This is a genomic window from Streptomyces sp. NPDC048257 (assembly GCF_043201855.1).
In the GTDB taxonomy this organism is placed as follows: Bacteria; Actinomycetota; Actinomycetes; order Streptomycetales; family Streptomycetaceae; genus Streptomyces.
This window is the reverse complement of sequence record NZ_JBICZI010000033.1, coordinates 45,499-71,737: the sequence shown is the minus strand read 5'-3', so window position 1 is coordinate 71,737 and position 26,239 is coordinate 45,499. Positions and strand designations below refer to the sequence as shown.

At 72.9% G+C, this 26,239-nt stretch carries 21 protein-coding genes; 16 read left to right on the top strand and 5 right to left on the bottom strand.

The annotated features are described in order from the left end of the window. Positions 1–237 precede the first annotated feature (237 nt). Positions 238–1,068, top strand: coding sequence for a tetratricopeptide repeat protein (locus ACGFZK_RS35035; RefSeq protein ID WP_393852867.1), 831 nt, complete (start codon positions 238–240; stop codon positions 1,066–1,068). 72 nt (positions 1,069–1,140) lie between these two features. Here ACGFZK_RS35035 and ACGFZK_RS35030 read toward each other — a convergent pair whose 3' ends face one another. Next, positions 1,141–2,412 carry a DUF1015 family protein gene (locus ACGFZK_RS35030; RefSeq protein WP_393852860.1) on the bottom strand — a complete coding sequence of 424 codons (1,272 nt, stop codon included), beginning with the start codon at positions 2,410–2,412 and terminating at the stop codon, positions 1,141–1,143. An 86-nt stretch (positions 2,413–2,498) separates the two neighbouring features. On the opposite strand from ACGFZK_RS35030, the gene ACGFZK_RS35025 reads away from it, so the two are divergent. From ACGFZK_RS35025 to ACGFZK_RS35010, 4 genes are read left to right on the top strand one after another with little or no spacing between them, the layout of a single operon-like run. Further along, a complete protein-coding gene (locus ACGFZK_RS35025) occupies positions 2,499–3,554 on the top strand; it encodes an HAD-IIA family hydrolase (protein ID WP_393852859.1) in 1,056 nt (351 codons plus the stop codon). Positions 3,555–3,603: 49 nt separating this feature from the next. Then, the gene (locus tag ACGFZK_RS35020; protein WP_393852858.1) at positions 3,604–4,671 is read left to right on the top strand and encodes a FecCD family ABC transporter permease; all 1,068 of its coding nucleotides are present in this window, start codon (positions 3,604–3,606) and stop codon (positions 4,669–4,671) included. Further along, on the top strand, positions 4,668–5,759 hold the full coding sequence (locus ACGFZK_RS35015) for a FecCD family ABC transporter permease (RefSeq protein ID WP_393852857.1): 1,092 nt from the start codon (positions 4,668–4,670) through the stop codon (positions 5,757–5,759). The genes ACGFZK_RS35020 and ACGFZK_RS35015 overlap by 4 nt, the downstream gene beginning before the upstream one ends. Next, positions 5,756–6,607 (top strand): ABC transporter ATP-binding protein, encoded by an 852-nt coding sequence (locus ACGFZK_RS35010; protein ID WP_393852856.1) that lies wholly within the window; start codon positions 5,756–5,758, stop codon positions 6,605–6,607. The genes ACGFZK_RS35015 and ACGFZK_RS35010 overlap by 4 nt, the downstream gene beginning before the upstream one ends. A 218-nt stretch (positions 6,608–6,825) precedes the next feature. On the opposite strand, the gene ACGFZK_RS35005 is transcribed toward ACGFZK_RS35010, so the two are convergent. Next, positions 6,826–7,173 carry an SCP2 sterol-binding domain-containing protein gene (locus ACGFZK_RS35005; protein WP_393852855.1) on the bottom strand — a complete coding sequence of 116 codons (348 nt, stop codon included), beginning with the start codon at positions 7,171–7,173 and terminating at the stop codon, positions 6,826–6,828. Between the two features lie 64 nt (positions 7,174–7,237). Here ACGFZK_RS35005 and ACGFZK_RS35000 point away from each other — a divergent pair, with 64 nt between their 5' ends. The 5 genes from ACGFZK_RS35000 (at position 7,238) to ACGFZK_RS34980 (ending at position 12,527) form a co-directional block, all read left to right on the top strand. After that, a complete protein-coding gene (locus ACGFZK_RS35000; RefSeq protein ID WP_393852854.1) occupies positions 7,238–7,480 on the top strand; it encodes a hypothetical protein in 243 nt (80 codons plus the stop codon). 7 nt (positions 7,481–7,487) lie between these two features. After that, positions 7,488–8,303 (top strand): TlyA family RNA methyltransferase, encoded by an 816-nt coding sequence (locus tag ACGFZK_RS34995; RefSeq protein ID WP_393852853.1) that lies wholly within the window; start codon positions 7,488–7,490, stop codon positions 8,301–8,303. Beyond that, positions 8,300–9,277, top strand: a complete 978-nt coding sequence (locus ACGFZK_RS34990) for an NAD kinase (RefSeq protein WP_393852852.1) — start codon at positions 8,300–8,302, stop codon at positions 9,275–9,277. The genes ACGFZK_RS34995 and ACGFZK_RS34990 overlap by 4 nt, the downstream gene beginning before the upstream one ends. A 107-nt stretch (positions 9,278–9,384) precedes the next feature. After that, complete coding sequence (recN, locus tag ACGFZK_RS34985) at positions 9,385–11,109, top strand: DNA repair protein RecN (RefSeq protein WP_393852866.1); 1,725 nt, start codon at positions 9,385–9,387, stop codon at positions 11,107–11,109. Positions 11,110–11,402: 293 nt separating this feature from the next. Continuing rightward, positions 11,403–12,527, top strand: a complete 1,125-nt coding sequence (locus tag ACGFZK_RS34980; protein WP_393852851.1) for a glycosyltransferase family 4 protein — start codon at positions 11,403–11,405, stop codon at positions 12,525–12,527. Between the two features lie 286 nt (positions 12,528–12,813). Here ACGFZK_RS34980 and ACGFZK_RS34975 read toward each other — a convergent pair whose 3' ends face one another. The 3 genes from ACGFZK_RS34975 to ACGFZK_RS34965 form a co-directional block, all read right to left on the bottom strand. Further along, positions 12,814–14,442 carry a PucR family transcriptional regulator gene (locus tag ACGFZK_RS34975; protein WP_393852850.1) on the bottom strand — a complete coding sequence of 543 codons (1,629 nt, stop codon included), beginning with the start codon at positions 14,440–14,442 and terminating at the stop codon, positions 12,814–12,816. 35 nt (positions 14,443–14,477) lie between these two features. Beyond that, positions 14,478–15,860: an FAD-binding protein gene (locus ACGFZK_RS34970; RefSeq protein ID WP_393852849.1), complete on the bottom strand. Its 1,383-nt coding sequence runs from the start codon at positions 15,858–15,860 to the stop codon at positions 14,478–14,480. A gap of 282 nt (positions 15,861–16,142) precedes the next feature. Beyond that, complete coding sequence (locus ACGFZK_RS34965) at positions 16,143–17,972, bottom strand: glycoside hydrolase family 15 protein (protein WP_393852848.1); 1,830 nt, start codon at positions 17,970–17,972, stop codon at positions 16,143–16,145. A 449-nt stretch (positions 17,973–18,421) separates the two neighbouring features. Here ACGFZK_RS34965 and ACGFZK_RS34960 point away from each other — a divergent pair, with 449 nt between their 5' ends. The 6 genes from ACGFZK_RS34960 (at position 18,422) to ACGFZK_RS34935 (ending at position 26,203) form a co-directional block, all read left to right on the top strand. Then, the gene (locus tag ACGFZK_RS34960) at positions 18,422–20,074 is read left to right on the top strand and encodes a CTP synthase (RefSeq protein WP_393852847.1); all 1,653 of its coding nucleotides are present in this window, start codon (positions 18,422–18,424) and stop codon (positions 20,072–20,074) included. Positions 20,075–20,157: 83 nt separating this feature from the next. Further along, a complete protein-coding gene (locus ACGFZK_RS34955) occupies positions 20,158–20,793 on the top strand; it encodes an NUDIX domain-containing protein (RefSeq protein ID WP_393852865.1) in 636 nt (211 codons plus the stop codon). A gap of 103 nt (positions 20,794–20,896) precedes the next feature. Continuing rightward, entirely contained in the window at positions 20,897–22,933 is a 2,037-nt protein-coding gene (locus ACGFZK_RS34950) for a tetratricopeptide repeat protein (protein ID WP_393852864.1), read from the top strand. A gap of 152 nt (positions 22,934–23,085) precedes the next feature. After that, the gene (ald, locus tag ACGFZK_RS34945) at positions 23,086–24,201 is read left to right on the top strand and encodes an alanine dehydrogenase (protein ID WP_393852846.1); all 1,116 of its coding nucleotides are present in this window, start codon (positions 23,086–23,088) and stop codon (positions 24,199–24,201) included. Between the two features lie 368 nt (positions 24,202–24,569). Beyond that, entirely contained in the window at positions 24,570–25,688 is a 1,119-nt protein-coding gene (locus tag ACGFZK_RS34940) for a ParA family protein (RefSeq protein WP_393852845.1), read from the top strand. Beyond that, positions 25,673–26,203, top strand: coding sequence for a hypothetical protein (locus tag ACGFZK_RS34935; RefSeq protein ID WP_393852844.1), 531 nt, complete (start codon positions 25,673–25,675; stop codon positions 26,201–26,203). Before ACGFZK_RS34940 ends, ACGFZK_RS34935 begins: the two co-directional genes overlap by 16 nt. Positions 26,204–26,239: the final 36 nt, after the last annotated feature.

The window sequence follows — 26,239 nt, the reverse complement described above, 5'->3', positions numbered from 1 at the left end:
CGTGGTGGATTCCGTGGCGGCCGCGATGACCGTGGCGGGGACCGTCCGTCCTACCCGCGTCGTGACGACCGTGGCGGGGACCGCCCGTCGTACCCCCGTCGTGACGACCGTGGTGGCGGCTACCGTGGCCGCGATGACCGTGGTGGCGACCGCGATTTCCGCGCGGACCGTGACCGGGACCCGGTCAAGCGGCTTCCGATCGACGACGACGTCACCGGCTTCGAGATCGACGCCGATGTGCGTCAGGAGCTGCTGAGCCTGCCCAAGGGCCTGGCCGAAGAGGTCTCCAAGAACCTCGTCATGGTCGCGCGGCTGATCGACGAGGAGCCCGAGCAGGCGTACGCGTACTCGCGCATCGCCCTGCGGCTGGCCTCCCGCGTCGCCGCCGTCCGTGAGGCCGCCGGCTTCGCCGCGTACGCCACGCAGAAGTACAGCGAGGCCCTCGCGGAGTTCCGTGCCGCCAAGCGCATGACCGGCTCGGTCGAGCTGTGGCCCGTCATGGCCGACTGCGAGCGCGGCCTCGGCCGTCCGGAGCGGGCGCTGGCCATGGCCGGCGAGCCCGAGGTGCAGAAGCTGGACAAGGCCGGTCAGGTCGAGATGCGTCTGGTCGCGGCCGGTGCCCGGCGGGACCAGGGGCAGCTCGAGGCGGCCATCGTGACGCTGCAGAGCCCGGAGCTGGCCTCCAGCTCCGTCCAGCCCTGGACGGCGCGCCTTCGCTACGCCTACGCCGACGCCCTGCTGGCGGCCGGCCGTGAGGACGAGGCGCGCGAGTGGTTCGCCAAGACCCTCGAAGCGGACAAGGACGGGGCCACCGACGCCTCCGACCGCCTCGCCGAGATGGACGGTGTCGAATTCGTCGACGCCTCGGTCGACCTGTCCGACCTCGAAGAGGACGAGGACGAGGACGACGACGAGGGTGAGGACGCGGCGGAGATCGCCGCGGCCGAGCGCGCCTCCGACGTCGCCGAGTACTACGACGAGGACGACGAGGAGTACGAGCCGCTGGAGCAGTCCGCGGCCGACTCCGACGCTGACGCTGACGTCGATGTCGAGGACGACAAGGCCTGAGGCACGGCGACATGAAGAAGGGCGGTACCCCGGCCGGGGTACCGCCCTTCTTCATGTCCGGAGGAGGCCGGGTCAGCGCAGGCCGCGCAGGACCAAGCCGGTGGCCGGCTTCGGCCCGAAGGACGTGGACTTGCGGGGCATGGTGACGCCCTGCCGGGCCAGGTCCCGTACGACGTCCTCGCGTACGGGATGCAGCAGGACCGCGGTGCCGCCGTGCCGCTCGGCCATGGCCACGGTGGACGCGGCGTCGTGGATGTACGTGATCTGGTCCGGGGCGTCCGGGACGTTCCAGAGGGCGTCGAGCAGGGTCGCGTGCAGGACGGTGGCGTCCAGCCGGCGCCAGGCCTCGGGCCGGTCGTGGCGGACCGTGCGGTCGAGGAGGTCCAGGTCGGGGTCGGTGACCAGGCGGAAGGCGCCGTCGCCGGCGATCAGGAAGGCGTTGCCGCGTTCGGCGGCGTCCGCGAGGCACTCCAGGGCCAGCGGGAGCGGTCCGTCGACCGGGCGGACGCGGAAGTGGCCGTCCAGGGCGGCGAGGGCGTCCGCGACCGGGAGGCGGCGCAGCATCCGGTGGATGGCGCGGACCTGGAGCGGGTAGCGGGCGGTGTCCACGAGGAGGACCAGGCCGAAGTCCCAGGCGGTGGGGGAGCCGTGCTCCTCCTGGAGGCGCAGGTACGTGGCCCAGCGGTGGTGGCCGTCGGCGATGAGGGCCTGGCGGTGGCTGAGATCGGCCGTGACGGCGGCGAGTTCGGCCGGGTCCGTGATGGCCCAGAGGCGGTGCTGGAAGCCGTCCTCGGTGGTGGTCGACAGGAGGGGGGCGCGCTGGGCGGTCCGTTCGACGACCGCGGTCGCTCCCGTGCCGGGGTCGTCGCCCCGGTAGGTGAGGAGCAGGGGCTCGAGGTTGGCGGACGTGGCCCGCATCAGGCCGGCCCGGTCGGTGACCACGTCCGGCATGACGTCCTCGTGCGGGAGGACGATGCCGGCGTCGGCGGTGGACAGGGCGAGGGCGCCGATGACGCCGCGCTGGAGCAGGCCGGCCCGGCGCTGCTCGTACACGTAGAGCGCGGGCTCGGGGTCGGCGCTGAGGATGCCCTCGGCGAGCCAGTCCTGCAGGGTGCGCGCGGCCTGTTCGTTGCGCGCCGCGGGGGTGCCCGCCTGGGGGAGGATCAGACGGACGATGTTGTGCGGATCGGCGGATTCGAGGTGGTCGACTCCGTCGGGACGCACGACCACGTCGTACGGCGGCGAGGTGACGGCGGCAAGGCTGCCGACACGCTCGGGGACGTAGCGCAGGCCATGGAACGGGATCAGGCGCAGCCCGTGCTCCGCGGTGCCAGATGTGGTCATTGGTGCATGGTAAGACGCGTCTCGCCATGCGGGATGATCGGGGGAGTACGGAATCGGACAAGATCGACTCATGAGGAGCGGACAGGATGACCCGGCAGAGCAGGACCAGTCCCGCGGCGAGTGAGCAGAGCCTGCACCAGGCGTACGACACCGCTCTGCTGGACCTGGACGGGGTGGTGTACGCGGGCGGTGAGGCCATCGCGCACGCCGTGGATTGCCTCGCGGCGGCCCGGGCCGACGGGATGCACCTCGCGTACGTCACGAACAACGCGCTGCGGACGCCGGACGCGGTCGCGGAGCACCTGGGCGAGCTGGGCATCCCGACGGAGGCGGCCGAGGTGATCACCTCGGCGCAGGCGGTGGCCCGGCTGATCGCGGAGCAGGTGGAGCCGGGGTCGAAGGTGCTGGTGATCGGCGGGGACGGGCTGCGGGTCGCGTTGCGCGAGCGCGGTCTGGTGCCGGTGGAGTCGGCCGAGGAGGAGGGGCTCGCGGCGGTCGTCCAGGGGTACGGGGGTCCCGACCTGCCGTGGGGGCGGTTCGCGGAGGCCTCGTACGCGGTCAACCGCGGGGTGCCGTGGTTCGCGTCCAACACCGATCTGACGATTCCGGGGGCGCGGGGGATCGCGCCGGGCAACGGGGCCGCGGTGGAGGTCGTACGGATCGCCACGGGCGCGGAGCCGCAGGTGGCGGGCAAGCCGCTGCCCCCGATGCACCGGGAGACGGTGCTGCGCACGGGGGCGAAGCGGCCGCTGGTGGTCGGGGACCGGCTGGACACCGACATCGAGGGGGCCTTCAACGGGGAGGTGGACTCGCTGCTGGTGCTGACCGGGGTGACGGACGCGGAACAGCTGCTGCGGGCCGAGCCCCGGCACCGGCCGACGTACGTGGACCGGGATCTGCGCGGGCTGCTGACGGGGCAGCCGGAGGTGGAGCCGGTCGCGGAGGGTTTCCGCTGCGGCGGCTGGACGGCGGTCGCGACGAACGGCGGCGTACTGGAGCTGCGCGGGCAGGACGGCGAGGGCGAGGGGGGCGAGGACCCGCTCGACGGGCTGCGGGCGCTGTGCGCGGCGGCCTGGACGGCGGCCGGGGACGGGGTCTGCACCCTGGACGCGGCGAAGGCGCTGGCCAGGCTGGGTCTTTAGAGCCGTCCGGGTGACCCGGCCGTGCGGAAGGTAGGTTAGCCTCACCTGCGTGTTGGTCGAGAGTCCCCCTGAACCCGAACGGAGCGCGGAGCCCGAACCGGGCGCCGTAGCCGCCGTAACCCGCAAGCGCCATGCCGCGCGCGCCGCCGGTCTGCTCGCCGCTCTCGCGGTGCTGGCGCTGATCGCCGTCGTGAGCATCGCGGTGGGCGCCAAGCAGATGCCCCTGGACGAGGTCTGGCACGGCCTGTTCGCCTACGCCGGCACGCCCTCCGACGTGGTGGTGCGGGACCTGCGGGTCCCGCGCACCCTCCTCGGGCTGATGGTCGGGCTCGGACTCGGCCTGTCCGGTGCGGTGATGCAGGCACTGACCCGCAACCCGCTGGCCGAGCCGGGCATCCTCGGCGTCAACGCGGGCGCCGCGGCCGCCGTGGTCTCCGCGATCAGCTTCTTCGGCGCGACTTCGCTGAGCGAGTTCGTGTGGTGGGCCTTCCTCGGCGCCGCCGTGGTCTCGGTCGTCGTGTACGTGCTCGGCGGCAGCCGCAGCGCGACGCCGGTGCGCCTCGCGCTCGCCGGTACGGCGGCCAGCGCGGCCCTGGTCGGCTACATCAACGCCGTGCAGCTGATGGACAGCAAGGCGCTGGACAAGCTGCGCTTCTGGACGGTGGGTTCGCTGGCCTCGGCCAACATGGACACCGTCCGGCAGGTGGCCCCCTTCCTGCTCGTCGGCGCGGTGCTCGCGCTGTCGCTGGGCCGGCCGCTCAACGCCATGGCCATGGGCGACGACACGGCGCGGGCGCTCGGCGCGCCCCTGACGCGGACCCGGATCGGCGCGATGATCGCCATCACCCTGCTGTGCGGGGCGGCGACCGCCGCGTGCGGGCCGATCGTGTTCATCGGGCTGATGATCCCCCACCTTGTCAGGGCGTTCACCGGTCCCGACATGCGCTGGGTGCTCGCGTACTCGGCCGTCCTGTCGCCGGTACTGCTGCTCGGCGCCGACGTCGTCGGACGGGTCGTCACCCGGCCCGCCGAACTACAGGTCGGCGTCGTGACCGCGCTCATCGGCGGCCCGGTCTTCATCTACCTGGTGCGGCGCAAGAGGATGGCCCAGCTGTGACCGCGACCACGACCACGACCGTGACCGCGCCCGGCGCCTCCCGCAAGGGCCGGTCCGGGCCCCGTCGGCTGCACCTGCCCGGCGGCATATCGCTGCGCGTCGAGCGGCGCGCCCTGGCCGTCGGGCTCCTGCTGACCGCCCTGGCGCTCGCACTGGCCGTCCTGCTCATCGGCACCGGCGACTTCGAGATCGCGCCGTGGGACGTGGTACGGACCCTGCTGGGCAACGGCACCCCCGCCAACGACTTCATCGTCAACGACCTGCGGCTGCCGCGGGTCCTGGTCGCGCTGCTCGTCGGTGCGGCGCTCGGGATGTCCGGAGCCGTCTTCCAGTCCGTCTCCCGCAACCCGCTCGGCTCCCCGGACCTGCTGGGCTTCGGGTACGGCTCGGTGGTCGGCGCGCTCGTCGTCATCATCCTGTTCAAGGGCGGCGCCACCGAGGTGGCCGTCGGCGCGCTGGTCGGCGGCCTGCTGGCCGGCGTCGTCGTCTACCTGCTCGCGTACAAGCAGGGCATCCAGGGCTACCGGCTGGTGCTGGTCGGCATCGGCGCCTCGGCCATGCTCATCGCCGTGATCCAGTACCTGATCACCAAGGCCCAGATGATCGAGGCCACCCGCGCCATGGTCTGGCTGACCGGCTCGCTGGCCGGCCGGGACTGGGCACAGGTGTGGCCGCTGCTGGCGGTGTGCGCGGTGCTCTTCCCGCTGATCCTCGGGCAGGGCAGGGCCCTGCGGATGATGGAGATGGGCGACGACGCCGCGTACGCCCTCGGGGTGCGGGTGGAGCGGACCCGGCTGCTGCTGATGCTCGCGGCCATCCTGCTCACCACCGCGGCGAGCGCCGCGGCCGGGCCCATCAGTTTCGTCGCGCTGGCCGCGCCGCAGCTGGCCCGGCGGCTGACCCGCTCGCCCGGCGGGAACCTGGTGACCGCCGCCCTGATGGGCTCGGTGCTGCTGATGGCGTCCGACTGGGCCTCGCAGCGGGCCTTCGGCGCCGACCAGCTGCCGGTGGGCGTGGTGACCGGCCTCGTCGGTGGTGTCTACCTGCTCTGGCTGCTCGTCACCGAGCGCAAGGCGGGACGGATATGACGGCTTCGACTTCGACGTATCGCGACATGAGGAGTACCCAAGTGCAGCGGCTGACCGCGGAGAACGTGACCCTCGGCTACGACCAGCGGGTCATCGCCGAGGACCTGTCGGTGGAGATCCCCGACAACTCCTTCACGGTGATCGTCGGCCCCAACGCCTGCGGCAAGTCCACGCTGCTGCGGGCCCTGTCGCGGATGCTGAAGCCGTCCGCCGGGCGGGTGCTGCTGGACGGGCACGCCATTGGGTCGATGCCCGCGAAGAAGGTCGCCAAGACCCTGGGTCTGCTCCCGCAGTCCTCGATCGCGCCGGACGGCATCACGGTGGCCGACCTGGTCTCGCGCGGCCGGTACCCGCACCAGGGGCTGCTGCGGCAGTGGTCGGCGGAGGACGAGCGGATCGTGAACGAGTCGATGGCCTCGACCGGGGTCGCCGAACTCGCCGACCGGGCCGTGGACGAACTGTCGGGCGGGCAGCGGCAACGGGTGTGGATCGCGATGGCGCTGGCGCAGCAGACGCCGCTGCTGCTGCTCGACGAGCCGACCACGTACCTGGACATCCAGCACCAGATCGACGTGCTGGACCTGTGTGCGGAGCTGCACGAGAACCAGGGGCGGACGCTGGTGGCGGTGCTGCACGATCTGAACCACGCGGCCCGGTACGCCACGCACCTGATCGCGATGCGCGGGGGGAAGGTGGTGGCCGAGGGGCCGCCGGCGGAGGTGGTCACCGCGGAGCTGGTGGAGAAGGTGTTCGGGCTGCGGTGCCAGATCATCGAGGACCCGGAGACGGGGACGCCGCTGGTGGTGCCGGCGGCGCGCAGGGCCCGTGTGGTGGCCCGGGCCGAGTAGTCGCCGGCCGGGCCGGGCGGGTCGGACCGGGCCGAGGCGGGTCTCCGGGTGCGGGCCGGTTGCCGGGGGCGCTGCCCCCGGACCCCCGCGCCTCAAACGCCGGCGGGGCTGGGTGGGTGCGCCTCGGACGTTGGCGGGGCTGGGTGGGTGCGCCTCGAACGCCGGCGGGGCTGGGTGGGTGCGCCTCAGACGGTGGCGGGGCTGAAGGCGGAGCCGGGTTACAGCATGCTCTTGAGGCGGAGCAGGTCGCGGAAGCCCGCCTCCAGTTTGACCCGGCCGGAGGCCCAGGCCTTGGCGAACTTCAGCTCGCCCGCGACCAGCGCCACGAGGTCGTCGCCCGTCATCGCGAGCCGGATCTCGGCCTTGCCGGCGGGCGGGCCCGGGGCGACCGCGTCCACCCGGATCCGGCCCGCGTCCAGGCGGCCCGTGAAGGTCTGGTCGAGGTCGGTGATGTGGCAGCTCAGGGAGCGGTCGAGGGCGGCGGCGCCGCGTACGCCGCCGTCGGCCCGTGCGAGGTTGCCGGAGAGGTTGTCGAGTGCTTCGCGGCACTCCTGGATCGTAGCCATCGTGATCACGACCGTACCGCAGAGCCATGCGTGGTCGCGGGGCGCTTCGGGGTAGCGTCGGGGCATGACCGACGAAGCTGCCGAGACCCGGGACGAAGCCGCCGCCGGACCCGTGGCGCTGGGCGTCGTACGCACGCCCACCGGGCACGCCGGAGTGGACACGCACCTGGCGCGGCTGGCGGACGCGGACCACCTCGCGGCGGACGGACACGTCGAGGTGTACGAGGATGTCCACCGGGGGCTGCGCGAGGCGCTGACCGCGCTGGACGCACCGCCCGTCCCTGGTCCGTACGAAAACAGGAGCTGAACCGAACGTGGCAGGAGTGGCACGCCGCCGCCTGGACGCCGAACTGGTACGCCGCAGCATGGCCCGCTCGCGCGAGCACGCCGCGCAGCTGATCGCCGCGGGCCGGGTGACCGTGGGCGGCACCACCGCGACCAAGGCGGCCACGCAGGTCGAGACCAGCGCGGCCCTGGTGGTCCGCAAGGACGACAGCGACCCCGACTACGTCTCCCGGGGCGGCCACAAGCTGGCGGGCGCGCTCGCGGCCTTCCAGCCGCAGGGGCTGGCCGTCGAGGGCCGCCGGGCGCTGGACGCCGGAGCCTCCACGGGCGGGTTCACCGACGTGCTGCTGCGCTCGGGCGTGGACCACGTGATGGCCGTGGACGTCGGCTACGGGCAGCTGGCCTGGTCGCTGCAGAGCGACGACCGGGTCACCGTCAAGGACCGTACGAACGTGCGCGAGCTGACGGTGGAGCAGCTCGACGGGGTTCCGGTCGACCTGGTCGTCGGGGACCTGTCGTTCATTTCCATCGGGCTGGTGCTGCCGGCGCTGGTGCGCTGCTGCGCGCCGGACGCGGACCTGGTGCTGATGGTCAAGCCGCAGTTCGAGGTCGGCAAGGACCGGCTGGGGAGCGGTGGCGTGGTGCGCAGCCCGGAGCTGCGGGCGGAGGCGGTGCGCGAGGTCGCGGCGCAGGCGGCGAAGCTGGGGCTGGGGGTTCTCGGGGTGACGGCGAGTCCGCTGCCGGGGCCGTCGGGGAACGTCGAGTACTTTCTGTGGCTGCGGGCGGGGGCACCGGCACTCGACCCGGCGGATGTTGACCGTGCAGTGGCGGAGGGGCCGCAGTGACAGATTCTTCGGGTTCGGCGGGATCGGGTTCAGAGGGTTCGGACGTTTCGGGGGCTTCGGGGGCTTCGAGCGCTTCGGGGGAAGGGCGGACGGTCTTCCTGCTCGCGCACACCGGGCGGCCGGCGGCCATCCGCAGCGCCGAGCTGGTGGTGCAGGGTCTGCTGAGGTGCGGGCTGGGCGTGCGCGTCATGGAGCACGAGGCGGTGGACCTGCCGCTGCCGCCCGAGGTGGAGCTGGTCAAAGAGTCCACCCCGGGCGTGCTCGACGGGTGTGAGCTGCTGATCGTCCTGGGCGGGGACGGGACCCTGCTGCGGGGCGCGGAGTTCGCGCGCGCCTCGGGGGTGCCGATGCTGGGCGTCAACCTGGGCCGGGTGGGGTTCCTCGCCGAGGCCGAGCGCGACGACCTGGACAAGGTCGTGGACCGGGTCGTGACGCGTTCGTACGAGGTCGAGGAGCGGATGACGCTCGACGTGATCGTGCGCACGAACGGCGATGTGGTCCACCGGGACTGGGCGCTGAACGAGGCCGCGGTCCAGAAGGTGTCCCCGGAGCGGATGCTGGAGGTGGTCCTGGAGATCGACGGGCGTCCGGTGACCGGCTTCGGCTGTGACGGGATCGTCTGTGCGACCCCGACGGGCTCGACCGCCTACGCCTTCTCCGCGGGCGGGCCGGTGGTCTGGCCGGAGGTGGAGGCGCTGCTGATGGTGCCGATCAGCGCGCACGCGCTGTTCGCGAAGCCGCTGGTGACCTCGCCGACCTCGGTGCTGGCGGTGGAGGTGCAGAACGGCACTCCGCACGGGGTGCTGTGGTGCGACGGCCGGCGCACGCTGGAGCTGCCCGCCGGGGCGCGGGTGGAGGTGCGCCGGGGCGCGGTGCCCGTGCGGCTCGCCCGGCTGCACCACGCGTCCTTCACGGACCGGCTCGTCGCCAAGTTCGCGCTGCCGGTGTCGGGTTGGCGCGGGGCGCCCCACTGAGACGCAGTTCACACCCTTCCAATAGCACATTCGTTCGAACAACTTGGGGCGGGTGACGTCACATGGCACCCATGAAACCTCGGTATCGTCGTCCCGTGCTTGAGGAGATGCGGATACGGTCGCTCGGGGTCATCGACGACGCGGTGGTCGAGCTGTCGCCCGGTTTCACCGCGGTGACCGGCGAGACCGGCGCGGGCAAGACGATGGTCGTCACCAGCCTCGGGCTGCTGCTCGGCGGTCGCGCCGACCCGGCCCTGGTGCGGATCGGGGCCAAGGCCGCGGTGGTCGAGGGCCGCATCGTCATGCGCCCGGACGCCCCCGCCGCCGTACGCGCCGAGGAGGCCGGGGCCGAGCTCGACGACGGCGCCCTGCTGATCAGCCGGACCGTGTCCGCCGAGGGCCGCTCGCGCGCCCACGTCGGCGGCCGCTCCGTGCCCGTCGGCCTGCTCGTCGAACTCGCCGACGACCTGGTCGCCGTACACGGGCAGACCGACCAGCAGGGACTGCTGCGCCCGGCCCGGCAGCGGCAGGCGCTCGACCGGTACGCCGGGGATGCCGTCGCCGTCCCGCTGGAGAAGTACGGCTCGGCCTACCGCAGGCTCCGCGCGGTGGCCGTCGAGCTGGAGGAGATCACCACCCGGGCCCGGGAGCGGGCCCAGGAGGCGGACCTGCTGCGCTTCGGGCTGGACGAGATCGCGGCCGTGGAACCGGTGGCCGGCGAGGACACCGAGCTCGCGGCGGAGGCCGAACGGCTCGGGCACGCCGAATCGCTGGCCTCGGCGGCGCAGCTGGCGCACGCCGCGCTCGCGGGCAACCCGGAGGACCCGGAGGCCATCGACGCGAACATGCTCGTCGCGGGTGCCCACCGGGCGCTGGAATCCGTACGGTCGCACGACCCGGCCCTCGGCGCGCTCGCCGAGCGGATCGGGGAACTGGGCATCCTGCTGTCCGACGTGGCCGGGGAGCTGGCGGGCTACGCCGACGACCTGGACGCCGATCCGCTGCGGCTGGCCGCGGTGGAGGAGCGGCGGGCCGCCCTGACCCAGCTGACCCGCAAGTACGGCTCCACGGGCACCGTGGACGCCGTGCTGGAGTGGGCCGAACAGGGCGCTGCGCGACTGCTCGAGCTGGACGGCGACGACGAGCGGATCGCCGAGCTGGCCGCCGAACGCGACGGGCTGCGTGACGAACTGTCGCTGCTGGCGCAGGCGTTGACGGACGCCCGGGTGGAGGCCGCCACGCGCTTCGCCTCCGCGGTCACGGCGGAGCTGGCCTCGCTGGCGATGCCGCACGCCCGCGTGACCATCGACATCCGGCAGGCCGAAGACCCCGACGGGGTGAACGTGGACGGCCGTCCGGTCGCCTACGGACCTTCGGGCGCGGACGAGGTCGAACTGCTGCTGGCCCCGCACCCCGGCGCCCAGCCGCGGCCGATCGCCAAGGGCGCCTCGGGCGGTGAGCTGTCCCGGGTGATGCTGGCCGTGGAGGTCGTCTTCGCGGGCTCCGACCCGGTGCCCACCTACCTCTTCGACGAGGTCGACGCGGGCGTCGGCGGCAAGGCGGCGGTTGAGGTGGGCCGACGGCTGGCGAAGCTGGCCAAGACGGCGCAGGTCGTGGTCGTCACGCACCTGCCGCAGGTCGCGGCCTTCGCCGACCGGCAGTTGCTCGTCGAGAAGACCAACGACGGCTCGGTCACGCGCAGCGGTGTCACCGTCCTGGAGGGCGAGGACCGGATCCGCGAACTGTCGCGCATGCTGGCCGGACACGAGGACTCGGCCTCGGCGCGGGCACACGCCGAGGAGCTCCTCGCGACGGCGCGCGCGGACGCGTGAGGCGACACCCTCACCGGGCCACCCCCTGGGGCGTCTCCTCCGGATCGTGCCGGGCCCGGCCCGCCCGGGTGCGTCCGGTACACGGGTGCCCGTCCGCTTCGCGATGCACCGCACCAGGACGCCCTGGGCTCATCCGGCAAGATCCGGAAGGGACGGCCTAGCCCGTGTGGGTGAGGCTGAGGGGTGTCCTGCGGTATCTCGTACGGGATCCGCACCCGTATGGTCCCGGAACGCGCGTGCGGACTGGCATTCTTGGCGACGTCTCTGACTCCCTCACCCTGGAGCTTCGGCCCGTGAGCAGCTCCCCGGTCTCCACCCCCGTCCCGGCCCAGCCCTACGGCCGGCCGCCGCTGCGCACCGTGCAGGTCCTCGGCGGCGGTGCGGGCGCGGGCAGCAGTGCGCACGTGCGGTCGCTCGCGACCGGGCTCGCCGCGCGCGGGGTACGGGTCACGGTGTGCGCGCCCGTCCAGGCGGAGGGGGAGTACGACTTCACCGGCGCCGGGGCGCAGTTCGCGCCCGACGCGGTGAGCGTGCTGCGGGCCACGTGCGCCGGAGCGGACCTGGTGCACGCGCACGGCGTGCGCGCCGGGATGCGCGCCGCGCTGGCCATACGGGGGCGCCGGGTGCCGCTGGTGGTGAGCTGGCACGGTGAGGGCCCGACGGCGGCCGGTGCGCTCGGGCGGCTGAGCCGCATGCTGGAACGACACGTTGCGCGGGCCGCCGCGGTGGTCCTCGGGGCCTCCTCGGACCAGGTGGACCACGCGCGGCTGCGGGGCGCCAGGGACGCGCGGCTGGCCCCGGTGGCGGTGCCGGCGGGCCCGGCGGGTCCGGAGACGGTGGCCGACCCCGGCAAGGTGCGGGCGGAACTCGGCGCGGTGGAACGGCCGTTGCTGATCGCCGTCGGCAGCCTGGTGCCGCACCGGGGGTACTCCGTGCTGCTCGAGGCGGCACGGGAGTGGCGGGCCCTGGAACCGGCCCCGCTGCTGGTGATCGCGGGGGAGGGGCCGCTCCGGGCCGAACTCTCCCGGCGGATCGAGGCGGAGGGCCTCCCGGTACGGCTCCTGGGACGCCGCCGCGACGCCGCGCAGCTGCTGGCTGCGGCGGACCTGGCGGTGCTGCCGAGCCGGTGGGAGGCGCGGGCGCTGCTGGCGCAGGAGGCTCTGCGGGTGGGCGTACCGCTGGTGGCCACGGCGGTGGGCGGTGTGCCGGAGCTGGTGGGGGAGGGCGCGGTACTGGTCCCGCCGGGCGAGGCGGGGGCCCTGGCCTCGGCCGTGACCGGCCTGCTGGCCGACCCGGCCCGGCGGGCCGAGCTGGCGGCGGCCGGGCGCGTGCAGGCCGCGACGTGGCCGTCGGAGGACGACACGGTGGCGCAGGTCCTGTCCGTCTACGACGAACTGATGGAACGAACCCGCCGCTAGGGGTGTCTGCCGGTCAGGCCGGCGGGGCCGTACTTCAGCCCCGCCGGCGATTGAGGCGCGGGTCCGGGCAGAGCCCGGGGAACGGTGGAAGGGCGGGTAGGGGACGGCCCCGCAGGGCCACCGCCCGCCAGGTCCGGGGCCGCGGCGTCCGCCGACGCCAGGACCCAGCCGCCGGAGCGGTCCGCAGCCGGAGGTGAAGCCTCCGCCCACCCACCGCCGGACGGAGCCGGGCGCAGCGGCGCGAAGCCGGGGAGGCCCGCCAGGGCCGAGCCGTACGAGCGGCGCGTCAAGAAGAAGACGCAGGGGCGTGGCGGCGGGCGCGGAGGGCGAGGCTGAGCGAGAGGACCGTTTCGGGGTCGTCCAGGTCCGTGCCCAGGAGTTCCGAGATGCGGGCCAGGCGGTTGTACAGCGTCTGCCGGTTCAGGTGGAGCTCACGTGCCGTCTCCGCCTTCCGGCCCGCATGGGCCAGGTACGTCTCCAACGTGGGGAGCAGGGGCGGCCGGGAAGCCGTGTCGTGAGCGCGCAGCGGACCGATCGCACGGTCCACGAAGGCCGCCAGGTCGGGGTGCTCGCGCAGCCGCCACAGCAGCAGGTCGATGTCGAGGCGCCGGGCGTCGTACCACGGCCGGGCCGGCAGGCCGTGGGCCGCCGTGGCGGTCTCCGCGGCATGGCGCAGGCCCGCCGACGCGGCCGCCCAGCCACCCGCCACCCCCACGACCACGGCCGGCGGAGCGTCGGCGCGGTCCAGGCCCGCGCGTTCGACGCCCGCCCGCAGCGCCGCCGACACCCGGTCCGCCACCGCCGTACGCTCCGACTCCGCGCGCAGCGAGACCAGCAGCGGGACGCGTCCCTCGACCGGGCGGACTCCCAGCAGCACCGGGACCCCGACGGAGGACAGTTCCTCCAGCACCGCGCGGGCCAGGACGGCCCAGTTGCCGGACGGGCCGAGCTCCGAGGACAGCCGCATGACCATCGGCAGCAGGGGACCGCCACCCGGCTTGAAGCCCAGGACGCGGGCCTGCGCCGGGGCGTCCTCCGCCGAGATGCGGCCCTCCGCCAGGTCCGTCAGGAAGTCGCCGCGGCCGCGCGCCGCCAGCTCCTCCTCCTGCCGCGCCTGCATCAGGACGACGGCCAGGACGCCGGCCGTGCGTTCGGCGGCCATCCGGTGCACCGGGAGCAGCGGGGCCGAGACCCCGACCAGGACGACCCGGGCCCGGACCGAGCCGGTGCCGTGGCCCCCGCCCGGTACGTCGACCACCACCGTGTAGGCGGAGGGCTCGGCCTCGCGCTGGCCCCGCAGGCCCTCCCACACCTGGAGCGGGTCCGCGCCCGCGTCCCCGGCCGCGCTGCCGGCCGCGTACAGGAGCTGGCCGTCGGGGGTCTCCAGGAAGACCGGGTTCCCCGTGAAGTCGGCCAGGATCCGCAGTACCTGCGGGATTCCGCCACCGCCCAGCAGGGCCTCCGTACAGCGCCGGTGGACCTCCTCGGCGCGCTGGAGCAGCGTGTAGTGGTGGTTGACGATCTCGGTGTGGACCTCCTCCGTGACCGCCACGAAGGGGACCTCGCGGTGGAGCTGGACGAGGGGCAGTCCCGCCGAGCGCGCGGTCTCCACGAGCGTCGCCGGCAGCCGGGTGAAGCGCGGGCCCAGTTCGACCACCAGCGCGGCGATCCCCCGGTCCGCGAGGCGGCGTACGAATGCGCGCTGCTCGGCCGGCCGGGTGCCGAGGCCCAGGCCCGTGGTCAGCAGCAGCTCACCGCCCTTGAGCAGGGAGGCGATGTTCGGGACCTCGCCCGCGTGCACCCAGCGGACGGTCCGGCCCAGGCGGTCGGCGCAGGCCACCACCTCCGGCAGTCCGCTGCGCAGCCCCGGCAGCTCCAATGCCCGCTGAACCGTGATCCCGCCCTGGTTTTCCATATCGCGGGACGCTACCGGCCGATCTGCGCCCATCGTCAGGCGGGCCGGATGTTGTGGTTGAAGCGGAAGATGTTGTCCGGGTCGTACTGCCGCTTGAGTGCGCCCAGCCGCCGCATGTTCTCGCCGCCCAGGCCCGAGACCACCCGCTCGGTGCCCTCGTTCCCGGTGAAGTTCAGGTAGACCGCGCCGGTGCTCCACGGCTGGACGTCGGCGCGCACGTCCTTGACCCACTGCCGGCACCGGTCGTCGTCGGCCGCGTCCTCCCAGATCCCGAACGGGTGCACCGCCCAGGGCGAGTCGCGGAACGGCAGCGGGTAGTCGGCCGGGCCGGAGGCCACGGCGCCGCCCTGCGGCCAGACCAGGTGCTGGGTTCCGGTCGGCACCGGCATGGACCCGGCGCGGGCGCAGAAGACGTCCACGAACTCGTCCGGGCAACCGGTGAGGTACTCCGCCGACCAGTAGTTCCGCATGCCGGGCGGGTCGTCGATCATGCACTGGAGGTCGGCGTACGGGATGGCCGTGACGATCTCGGACTCGTGGGGGATCGCCAGCAGCGGCTCGGCCAGCTTGCGCATCTCCTCCTCGGGGCCCGCGTACGTCAGCAGCGCCCCGGCCAGCAGCCGGCCGATCAGGTGCGGCGGCACGAACTCCTCGGGCGGGCCGGTCAGGTAGAGGGCGGCGCCCGAGGCCTCGGGCGGTGCGTTCTCGATGACGTCCCGGTACGTACGGACCACCTCGGGCCCGTGCTCCGGCAGGTACAGCAGGAACGCGATCGACATGGCGGGCAGTTCGTACAGCCGCAGGGTCAGCGAGGTGGCGATGCCGAAGTTCCCGCCGCCGCCGTGCAGCCCCCAGAACAGCTCCGGGTGCTCCTCGGCCGTCGCGTGGACGAGCTCGCCCTCGGCGGTGACCACTTCCACGCCCAGCAGGTTGTCCACGGCCAGGCCGAACTTCCGGTCGAGCCAGCCGCTGCCGCCGCCCAGGACGTAGCCGCCGACGCCGGTGGTGGAGGCCCGCCCGCCGGTGGTCGCCAGCCCGTACGGCTCGCAGGCCCGGTCCAGGTGGCTCATCGTGGCCCCGCCCTCGATGTGCGCGGCTGCGGCCGCCGGATGGACCGTCACCTCGTGCATCCGCCGCAGGTCCACGACGAGGCCGCCGTCGTTGAGGGACATCCCGGCCACGCTGTGCCCGCCGCCGCGCACGGCGATGTTCAGGTCCAGGTCCCTGGCGAAACGCACGGCGGTCACCACGTCCGCCGTGCTCTCGCACTGGGCGATGACGGCGGGCATGCGGTCGATCATCGCGTTGAAGACGGTCCGGGCCTCGTCGTACCCCGGATCCTCCGGAGCGAAGACGTCACCGGACAGATCCTCGCGGAGCGCGGTCAGGGCCGCGCCCGCCTTCGACAGGGGAGCCATGGCTGCCCCCTTCCAGCGGAGGGAGGGCATAGGACCCTTCCAGCGTAGGCGCAGACGATCACCGGGGCGCGGCGAGAAGATCCGCAGCCCCGGCGCGCCGGGCCCGGCAAGACACCCCCTAAGGGCTGTCCCGCAATCCCCGGTGGACCGGCGAAGGGCGTCAGATGCGGTGCATGGCAAGGCGGAGGGACGTCCGCATACTGGGCGTATCCGGGCGTTCCGACAACGCAGCGAGGCGCCGTAGCTGGCGTCGTGCGCCCGCCGGGGATTGCGGGACAGTCCTTAGCCCCCGTACGCCCCGCTGGCCGTCAGCCGCAGGGCCGTGTCGATCAGCGGAACGTGGCTGAAGGCCTGCGGGAAGTTTCCGACCTGCCGCTGGAGCCGCGGGTCCCACTCCTCGGCCAGCAGACCCAGGTCGTTGCGGAGGGACAGCAGCCGCTCGAAGAGCCGCCGCGCCTCGTCCACCCGGCCGATCATCGCCAGGTCGTCGGCCATCCAGAACGAGCAGGCGAGGAAGGCCCCCTCGTCGCCCTCGAGGCCGTCCACACCGGCCTCCTCGCCCGCCGTCGGGTAGCGCAGGATGAAGCCGTCGGCCGTGGACAGCTCGCGCTGGATCGCCTCGATGGTGCCGATGACGCGCTTGTCGTCCGGCGGCAGGAAGCCCATCTGCGGAATCAGCAGCAGGGAGGCGTCCAGCTCCTTCGACCCGTACGACTGGGTGAAGGTGTTGCGCTCCTTGTCGTAGCCCTTCTCGCACACGTCCTGGTGGATCTCGTCGCGCAGCTCGCGCCACCGCTCCAGCGGGCCGTCCGCGTCCCCGCTCTCGATCAGCTTGATCGTGCGGTCCACGGCCACCCAGGCCATCACCTTCGAGTGGACGAAGTGGCGGCGCGGGCCGCGCACCTCCCAGATGCCCTCGTCCGGCTGGTCCCAGTGGGTCTCCAGGTAGCGGATCAGCTTCAGCTGGAGCAGCGAGGCGTAGTCGCTGCGCGCCAGGCCGGTCATGTGGCCCAGGTGCAGGGCCTCGGTGACCTCGCCGTACACGTCGAGCTGGAGCTGGCCCGCGGCGCCGTTGCCGACGCGGACCGGGCGCGAGTTCTCGTAGCCGGGCAACCAGTCCAGCTCGGTCTCGCCGAGCTCCCGCTCGCCCGCGATCCCGTACATGATCTGGAGGTTCTCCGGGTCGCCGGCGACCGCGCGCAGCAGCCACTCGCGCCAGGCGCGGGCCTCCTCGCGGTAGCCGGTGCGCAGCAGCGAGGAGAGGGTGATCGCCGCGTCCCGCAGCCAGGTGTAGCGGTAGTCCCAGTTCCGGACGCCGCCGATCTCCTCCGGGAGGGAGGTGGTGGGCGCGGCGACGATCCCGCCCGTGGGGCCGTACGTAAGGGCCTTGAGGGTGATCAGGGAGCGGATCACGGCCTCCCGGTAGGGCCCGTGGTAGGTGCACTGGTCGACCCAGTCGCGCCAGAAGTCGGTGGTCGACTCCAGGGCCGCCTCGGCGTCGGGCGTCTCGGGCGCGTCGCGGTGCGAGGCCTGCCAGGTGATGCTGAAGGCCTTCCGGTCGCCGGGACCGACGGTGAAGTCGGAGTACGTCGTCAGGTCCTTGCCGTAGGTCTGCGCGTCGGCGTCCAGCCAGACGGAGTCGGGGCCCGCGACGGCCACGGTGCGCCCGTCGACCTTGTGCACCCAGGGCACGACCCGCCCGTAGCTGAAACGCATGCGCAGGGCCGAGCGCATCGGAACGCGCCCGCTGATGCCCTCCACGATGCGGATCAGCTGCGGCGCGTGGTCCTCGCGGGGCGGCATGAAGTCGATCACGCGGACCCTGCCGCGCGGGGTGTCCCACTCCGACTCCAGCACCAGCGAGTCACCGCGGTAGCGGCGGCGGGTCGCCTGCGGGGCCTCGGTGCCCGCCGGGAACGACGGGCCGATCCGCCAGAACCCGTGATCCTCGGTGCCGAGAATGCTCGCGAACACGGCGTGCGAGTCGAAGCGTGGGAGGCACAGCCAGTCCACCGCCCCGTCCCGGCAGACCAGCGCCGCGGTCTGCATGTCCCCGATCAGTGCGTAATCCTCGATGCGCCCGGACACGTGCATCTCCAGTCGAACGGCCACGTCCGCCCCCGAGGGGGCGCTTGCATTGCGCTGTTGAGCGGTCTCCTGTGTGCAGAGAGTGCCGCGTGAGCCCCATGATTCCGCATGCCGGCCCGGTTAGGCCGTCCGACGGACTGCTCGGCGGCGCTGTGTGCAATATCCGAGCAGGATATGACGGCACCCTAGTGATCTCCGTGAGCGCGGGAAGAATGCGGTTGGGCCGAACGGGTGAGCAGCGGGAATGTCGCCCCGGCGCAGTCGGCCGCCCCCGGCCGGGGCGCGCGCGCCGCGCGCCCGGAGGCGGACCGCTCCGGGCGCTGATAGGCTGGTACCCCGTGGACCGGTGGTCTGCCTGTGCGAATCAGGAGCCCCGAAACCGCAGCTTCGGCGCCCCCTGAGACCCTTCCGGATCGACGGTGGCCGGCGCCGGACGCACCTCACTTCGCGACCACGGGAGCCCCCTCTTGGCGATGCCGCCCAAATCCATGACGACCAAGCACATCTTCGTCACCGGGGGTGTCGCTTCCTCCCTCGGCAAGGGCCTGACGGCCTCCAGCCTGGGTGCGCTGCTGAAGGCGCGCGGTCTGCGGGTCACGATGCAGAAGCTCGACCCGTACCTGAACGTCGACCCCGGCACGATGAACCCGTTCCAGCACGGCGAGGTGTTCGTCACCAACGACGGCGCCGAGACCGACCTGGACATCGGCCACTACGAGCGCTTCCTCGACGTCGACCTCGACGGCTCGGCCAACGTCACCACCGGCCAGGTCTACAACACCGTCATCGCCAAGGAGCGCCGCGGCGAGTACCTCGGTGACACCGTGCAGGTCATCCCGCACATCACCAACGAGATCAAGCACCGCATCCGCCGCATGGCGACCGAGGACGTCGACGTCGTCATCACCGAGGTCGGCGGCACCGTCGGCGACATCGAGTCGCTGCCGTTCCTGGAGACCGTCCGCCAGGTCCGCCACGAGGTCGGCCGCGACAACGTCTTCGTCGTGCACATCTCGCTGCTCCCCTACATCGGCCCCTCCGGTGAGCTCAAGACCAAGCCGACCCAGCACTCGGTCGCGGCCCTGCGCAACATCGGCATCCAGCCCGACGCCATCGTGCTGCGCGCCGACCGTGAGGTCCCCACCTCCATCAAGCGCAAGATCTCGCTGATGTGCGACGTGGACGAGGCGGCCGTGGTCGCGGCGATCGACGCCAAGTCGATCTACGACATCCCGAAGGTGCTTCACACCGAGGGCCTGGACGCGTACGTCGTGCGCAAGCTCGACCTGCCGTTCCGCGACGTGGACTGGACGGTGTGGGAGGACCTGCTCGACCGGGTCCACAACCCCGACCACGAGGTCAAGGTCGCGCTCGTCGGCAAGTACATCGACCTGCCCGACGCCTACCTGTCGGTGACCGAGGCGCTGCGCGCCGGCGGGTTCGCCAACAAGGCCCGGGTCCAGATCAAGTGGGTCACCTCCGACGACTGCAAGACCCCGGCGGAAGCCGCGGCGCAGCTGTCCGACGTGGACGCGATCTGCGTGCCCGGCGGCTTCGGCGACCGCGGTGTCAACGGCAAGGTCGGCGCGATCACCTACGCCCGCGAGAACAAGATCCCGCTGCTGGGCCTGTGCCTGGGTCTGCAGTGCGTGGTCATCGAGGCCGCGCGCAACCTCGCGGGGATCGCCGACGCGAACTCCACCGAGTTCGACGCCTCGACCGCGAACCCGGTCATCTCGACGATGGAGGAGCAGCTGGCCTTCGTCGAGGGCGCGGGCGACCTGGGCGGCACCATGCGTCTGGGCATGTACCCGGCGAAGCTCGCCGAGGGCTCGATCGTGCGCGAGGTCTACGGCGACCAGGCGTACGTGGACGAGCGCCACCGCCACCGCTACGAGGTCAACAACGCCTACCGCGGCGAGCTGGAGAAGAAGGCGGGCCTCGTCTTCTCCGGTACCTCCCCGGACAACAAGCTCGTCGAGTACGTCGAGTACCCGCGCGAGGTGCACCCCTACCTGGTGGCCACCCAGGCCCACCCGGAGCTGCGCTCGCGCCCGACGCGCCCGCACCCGCTGTTCGCGGGCCTGGTCAAGGCGGCCGTGGAGCGGCAGCAGTCCGCGAAGTGAGCGCCTGACCGCATAACGTAGACAGCCGGGGCACGGATCGTGCCCCGGCTGTCGCGTTCTCGGGGAAGGTATCGGCCATGGCCATGGGCAACGACATCGTGGACACACCGGAGTCGTGGGAGGTCGTCGCCTCACGGACCCCGTTCGAGGGCGCGAAGACGTCCGTCCGCTCGGACCAGGTACGGATGCCCGACCGTGCGGTGGTGCGCCGCGACTACCAGGTGCACCCGGGCTCGGTGTGCGTCCTCGCCCTCGACGAGGAGCAGCGGGTGCTGGTCCTCAGGCAGTTCCGGCACCCGGTGCGCCACCGGCTGTGGGAGCTCCCGGCCGGGCTGCTGGACGTCCCCGGCGAGAACCCACTGCACGCGGCCCAGCGGGAGCTGTACGAGGAGGCGCACGCGAAGGCGGGCGACTGGCGGGTGCTGGCCGACTTCTTCAGCTCGCCCGGCGGATCCGACGAGGCCGTACGGGTCTTCCTCGCGCGGGACCTCGCGGAGGCCGAGGGGGCGCGGTACGCCGTCTCCGAGGAGGAGGCGGACATGGAGATCGCCCGGGTGCCGCTCGCGGACCTGGTCCGCGGGGTCCTGGCGGGCGAGCTGGGCAATCCGGGGCTGGTGACCGGCGTGCTGGCCCTGACCGCGGCCCTCGCCTCGGAGGGCGGCATCGAGACCCTCCGCCCGGCCCAGGCCCCCTGGCCGGCCCGCCCGTACGGGGCGTGACCGCGCCCGTGCGGCCGGGCCGTGCGGGCCGTACGTGAAAAATAGGTCCATCTGCTGATCCGATTGGGGGATTTGCCCGCCGCGCTCCACCCGGGCCGTCGCTCTGCGTGAACTACGCTCGCAATCCGGTGGCAGCGAGAGGAGCGGATCCGTGGCGGATTTCGTCGGGCGGCGGCGTGAGCTCAAGGAGCTGCGCGAGGACATCGCACGGACCGGGCTCGACACCCTCTCCGGCCGCAAGGCCAAGGCGCCCCGGGCCCGGGTGCTGCTCGTCGCCGGGCGGCCGGGGTCCGGACGCACGGCCCTCGCCGAGGCCTTCGTGCGCGAGGTGGCCGAGGAGTACCCCGACGGGGTGCTCCGCACCCGGCTCACCGCCCCCGGCGGGGGGCCCGTGGCCACCGAGCGAGCCGTCCGGAACCTGCTGGAGGGGCTGGGCAGGCCCACCCCGCCCGGGGCCGGGGAGGACGACCTGAGCTCCGCCCTGCGCACCGCCCTCGACGGGCGGCGGGTGATCATCCTGGTCGACGACGCCGCCGACCCGCAGCAGGTGGACGCCCTGCTGCCGGACACCCCCGAGTGCCTCGTCGTGGTCACCGCCGAGGGGCCGCTCACCGGCATCCCCGACGTCCGGCCCTGCACCCTCGGCGGGCTCGACACGCCCTCCGCCGTGGAGCTGCTCGCGCAGCGCATCGGCGACACCCGTGTCACCGCCGATCCCCGGGCCGCCGAGGCCCTCGCCGAGGAGTGCGGGGGCCAGCCCGCCGCCCTCGTCCTCGTCGGCGGGTGGCTCGCCGCCCACCCCAAGGCCTCCGTCGCCGACGTGGCCAAGCAGCTGCACGACATGCCCGCCACCACCGGCGGCCCGCTGGCCCGGGGCTTCCGGCTCGTCTACGAGGCCCTGCCGCAGCCCGCCCAGCGGACCCTGCGGCTGCTGCCGCTGGCCCCGGCCGGCATCGTCGACTCGCACACCGCCTCCGCCCTCGCCGGCTGCTCCGTGGCCGCCGCCCAGTCCACGCTCGACGACTTCGCCGGTCTGGGCCTGCTCCACTCCTCCCGCGACGGCCTGTTCCTGCTGCCCGGCAGCCTCGTACCGATGCTCCAGGCCCTGCTGGAGGCCAAGGAGCGCCCCGCCGAGGTCCAGCTGGCCCGGGCCCGGATGCTGGAGCGCACCGTACGGCTGCTGCACTCCTGCCGGGTCATGGCCGAGCCCGAGGAGCCCGGGGTGGACGCCGCCGTCGACGACGGCCTGCGGGAGCTGCTGGACGGCCTGCCGCGCACCCTGCGCTTCCCCGACCGGCGGGCCGCCGCCACCTGGCTGGACACCCGGCTGCCCGCGCTCTGCGCGGCAGCCTCCCTGGCCGTGGCCGACGGGGGGCTGGACACCCTGGCGCGCCGGCTGGTCGCGGCCCTCGTCCGGGCGCTGGCGGACCACCGGGGTACGGCCGAGGCCGCCCCCGAGCTGTACGGGCTGCACCGCCTGGTCCTGGACGTGGCCGAGCGCCGCAACCTGCACCGGGAGCAGGCCGCCGCACTGCTGAACCTGGCCGACCTGGACGCCGCGACCGGCCGGACCCAGGAGGCGCTGGAGCGCTACCGGGCCGCGCTGGACGCCGGACGGGCGGCGGGCGATCCGTACGCGACCCTGCGCGCGATGGAATCCGTAGGAGGGGCGTACCTCGAGCTGGAGGACTGGCACCGGGCCTCCGACTGGTTCGGCCGGGCGCTCTCCCAGGCCCTCGCGCGGGGCGAGCGGGCGGACGAGGCCCGGCTGTACGGGCGGCTCGGGAACGTCCACACCTACGCGGGCCGGTACGGGGACGCGCTGCGCAGCTGGCGGGCGGCCGCCGCGGGCTACCGGAAGCTGGCCGATGTGCCCGGCCAGGCAAAGGCGTTGAGCGAGATGGCGCGGGTCCAGGAGTACGCCGGCCGGCCCGAGGAATCGCTGCACACCTGCCGTGAGGCGGTGGAGCTGGCGCGCAGGGCGGGCGACCAGCGACTTCAGGCCGCGCTGCAGGTCCGGCTGGCCGACACGCTGGACCGGCTGGGAGACCCCGCGGCCGCCAGGCTGCACCGTTCCGCAGCCGACAGATTGCTGGGAGATGACCCCGCAGCCTGCGAAATCCGCAGCGATTCCGACTGAGATTATTGCTTTGCAAGGCTAGACAGCGCCTCATCCTTCATTAGACTGGCTTCACCACGTCATCCTGTGGTGCATCCCGTTGCGCGTTCTTGTGGGCGGGTATGTATGGAAGTGCCCCCGTAAATCCCCTGAGCCAAGGACCGTGATCGACGATGAAGGTCGGCATCCCCCGCGAGGTCAAGAACAACGAGTTCCGGGTCGCCATCACGCCCGCCGGCGTGCATGAGCTGGTCCGCAACGGCCACCAGGTCTTCGTCGAGCAGAACGCCGGTGTGGGCTCCTCGATCACGGACGCCGAGTACGTCTCGGCCGGCGCCGAGATCCTCGGTTCCGCCGACGAGGTCTGGGCCATCGCCGACCTGCTGCTCAAGGTCAAGGAGCCCATCGCGGAGGAGTACCACCGCCTCCGCAAGGACCAGACGCTCTTCACCTACCTGCACCTGGCGGCCTCCCGCGAGTGCACGGACGCCCTGCTGGAGTCCGGCACCACCGCCATTGCGTACGAGACGGTCGAGCTCGCCAACCGCGCGCTCCCGCTGCTCGCCCCGATGTCCGAGGTCGCGGGCCGCCTGGCCCCGCAGGTCGGCGCCTACCACCTGATGCGCTCGGCCGGCGGCCGTGGCGTCCTCCCGGGCGGCGTCCCCGGCACCCACGCCGGCGAGTGCGTCGTCATCGGCGGCGGCGTCTCCGGCTGGAACGCCGCGCAGATCGCCATCGGCATGGGCTTCCACGTGACCCTGCTGGACCGCGACATCAACAAGCTCCGCGAGGCCGACAAGGTCTTCGGCACGAAGATCAAGACGATCGTCTCCAACGCCTTCGAGCTGGAGAAGGCCGTCGTCGAGGCCGACCTCGTCATCGGCGCGGTGCTGATCCCGGGTGCGAAGGCCCCGAAGCTGGTCACCAACGAGCTCGTCGCCAAGATGAAGCCCGGAAGTGTCCTTGTCGACATTGCGATCGACCAGGGCGGCTGCTTCGAGGACTCCCGTCCGACCACCCACGCCGAGCCGACCTTCCAGGTCCACAACTCGGTCTTCTACTGCGTCGCCAACATGCCGGGCGCGGTGCCGAACACCTCCACCTACGCGCTGACCAACGCCACGCTGCCCTACATCGTGCAGCTCGCCAACCTCGGCTGGGCCGAGGCGCTGCGCCGTGACGCCGCGCTCGCGCTGGGCCTCAACACCCATGACGGCCAGGTCGTTTACGGTCCGGTTGCCGAGGCCCACGGCCTCGAGACCCTCGAGCTGAGCACGCTGCTCGGCTGACACGTCAACGACTGACGTCAATCTCACGTATCCGGCCGGACCTTGCCCGCAAGGTCCGGCCGGACGCGTTTGCCCGAGGCCCCGAACCCCCGCTCAACTCGCCTCGAAGGTAACCCTTTAACCCTTTCGCGCACCCGCGAAACTTCGCAGCGACAGCTCGTGCGCCCTTGACAGAGTGGTGTTCGGTTGCCGACACATCGTGCCGGGTCCGGCGGATTGTGTTGCCGCTGAGTGGTGACACGCCATAGAGTCGCCAACCGTCGGCATGGTGCCACGCTGACCTATCGATAAGTGTCCTGGTCACGTCCGAGGAGGTAAGACGACTTGTGAATGAGTCGACATTTGCTCCTGGGGGTGGTCGAGCAGGGATGCCTGAGCGGGGCCAGGGCCCTACCGGGCTCGAAGCCGTCGGCTCCGTCGCAGTACGCACCTTCGCGAACCACCAGCACATGACGACGCCCCAAAAGAGCATGGACGGCCTAGACGTGAACTCCAGGGCCGGCGACCCGAGCGGCGAAAAGCCCGTGGGTTTCGCCGACTACGACAATGTGCCCGAGGGGCACTTCTACGACCCCGACGCGGAGTACGAACCGGACCCCGAGTACGCGGCCACTCTCGCCCCCGACGCTGCCCGTCAGCGCCGTGAGCGGATCGGCCCGACCGGACGCCCGCTTCCGTACTTCCCGATCCCCGGTCCGCTGACCGACCACGGTCCGGCGAAGATCATCGCGATGTGCAACCAGAAGGGCGGCGTGGGCAAGACCACGTCGACCATCAACCTGGGTGCCGCGCTCGCCGAGTACGGGCGCCGCGTGCTGCTCGTCGACTTCGACCCGCAGGGCGCACTGTCCGTGGGTCTCGGCGTGAACCCGATGGAACTCGACCTGACGGTCTACAACCTGCTCATGGAGCGGGGCATGTCGGCCGACGAGGTGCTGCTCAAGACGGCGGTCCCCAACATGGACCTGCTGCCGAGCAACATCGACCTGTCCGCCGCCGAAGTGCAGTTGGTCAGCGAGGTCGCGCGCGAGTCCACCCTGCAGCGGGCCCTGAAGCCCCTGATGGCCGACTACGACTACATCGTGATCGACTGTCAGCCCTCGCTCGGTCTGCTGACCGTGAACGCCCTGACGGCGGCTCACAAGGTCATCGTCCCGCTGGAGTGCGAGTTCTTCGCACTGCGCGGCGTGGCGCTGCTGACCGAGACCATCGAGAAGGTGCAGGAGCGGCTCAACCCCGAGCTGGAGCTCGACGGCATCCTCGCCACGATGTACGACTCCCGCACGGTGCACAGCCGTGAGGTGCTGGCGCGCGTCGTCGAGGCCTTCGACGACCACGTCTACCACACGGTCATCGGCCGTACGGTGCGCTTCCCGGAGACCACGGTCGCCGGTGAGCCGATCACGACGTACGCCTCCAACTCCGTCGGCGCCGCCGCCTACCGCCAGCTGGCCAGGGAGGTGCTCGCCCGGTGTCACGCCGAGTGAGTCTGCCCGGAGCCGACGAACTGTTCCGTACCACCGGGGGGATGGCGCTCCAGTCGTCATCGCCGCGGCGCGGGGTCGACGAGACGCCCGCCGCGGAACACTCGGCCACCTCGGCCGAGGGCACGGCGAGTGAGGGCCGCAGCCGGGAGGCCGCGGCCGCCGCGGAGACCGGCGGGCCCGTCGTGGGGCAGCCCAGGCGCCCGCAGGAAGGTTCTGTCGGTCCGGCCGGCGGCGTGGCGTCCGGCCCGGCCGGCGCGGGCCGCCGGGGCAAGGGGCAGGGCCGGGGCGCGAACCGGCGCCCCAGCGGCCGCGAGCGGCACGACGAGAAGATCACGGTCTACGTCTCCGCCGAGGAGCTCATGGACCTGGAACACGCGCGGCTGGTGCTGCGCGGGGAGCACGGGCTGGCGGTGGACCGGGGCCGCATCGTCCGCGAGGCGGTGGCGGTCGTGCTCGCCGACCTCGAATCCCGCGGCGACGCGAGCATCCTCGTACGGCGCCTGCGCGGCCGCTGACCGGCCTGCGGCCCGCTTTCCCCGAGACTCCCCGCC

Excerpts from the sequence above, each read along its gene's own strand:
- ACGFZK_RS34955 (WP_393852865.1), top strand. The coding sequence starts at position 20,158 with ATGGGCAACGACATCGTGGACACACCGGAGTCGTGGGAGGTCGTCGCC.
- ACGFZK_RS34940 (WP_393852845.1), top strand. The coding sequence starts at position 24,570 with ATGCCTGAGCGGGGCCAGGGCCCTACCGGGCTCGAAGCCGTCGGCTCC.
- ACGFZK_RS35010 (WP_393852856.1), top strand. The coding sequence starts at position 5,756 with ATGACGGCTTCGACTTCGACGTATCGCGACATGAGGAGTACCCAAGTG.
- ACGFZK_RS35030 (WP_393852860.1), bottom strand. The coding sequence starts at position 2,412 with ATGACCACATCTGGCACCGCGGAGCACGGGCTGCGCCTGATCCCGTTC.
- ald (WP_393852846.1), top strand. The coding sequence starts at position 23,086 with ATGAAGGTCGGCATCCCCCGCGAGGTCAAGAACAACGAGTTCCGGGTC.
- ACGFZK_RS35005 (WP_393852855.1), bottom strand. The coding sequence starts at position 7,173 with ATGGCTACGATCCAGGAGTGCCGCGAAGCACTCGACAACCTCTCCGGC.
- ACGFZK_RS35000 (WP_393852854.1), top strand. The coding sequence starts at position 7,238 with ATGACCGACGAAGCTGCCGAGACCCGGGACGAAGCCGCCGCCGGACCC.
- ACGFZK_RS34960 (WP_393852847.1), top strand. The coding sequence starts at position 18,422 with ATGCCGCCCAAATCCATGACGACCAAGCACATCTTCGTCACCGGGGGT.
- ACGFZK_RS34970 (WP_393852849.1), bottom strand. The coding sequence starts at position 15,860 with ATGGCTCCCCTGTCGAAGGCGGGCGCGGCCCTGACCGCGCTCCGCGAG.
- recN (WP_393852866.1), top strand. The coding sequence starts at position 9,385 with ATGCGGATACGGTCGCTCGGGGTCATCGACGACGCGGTGGTCGAGCTG.
- ACGFZK_RS34975 (WP_393852850.1), bottom strand. The coding sequence starts at position 14,442 with ATGGAAAACCAGGGCGGGATCACGGTTCAGCGGGCATTGGAGCTGCCG.
- ACGFZK_RS35025 (WP_393852859.1), top strand. The coding sequence starts at position 2,499 with ATGACCCGGCAGAGCAGGACCAGTCCCGCGGCGAGTGAGCAGAGCCTG.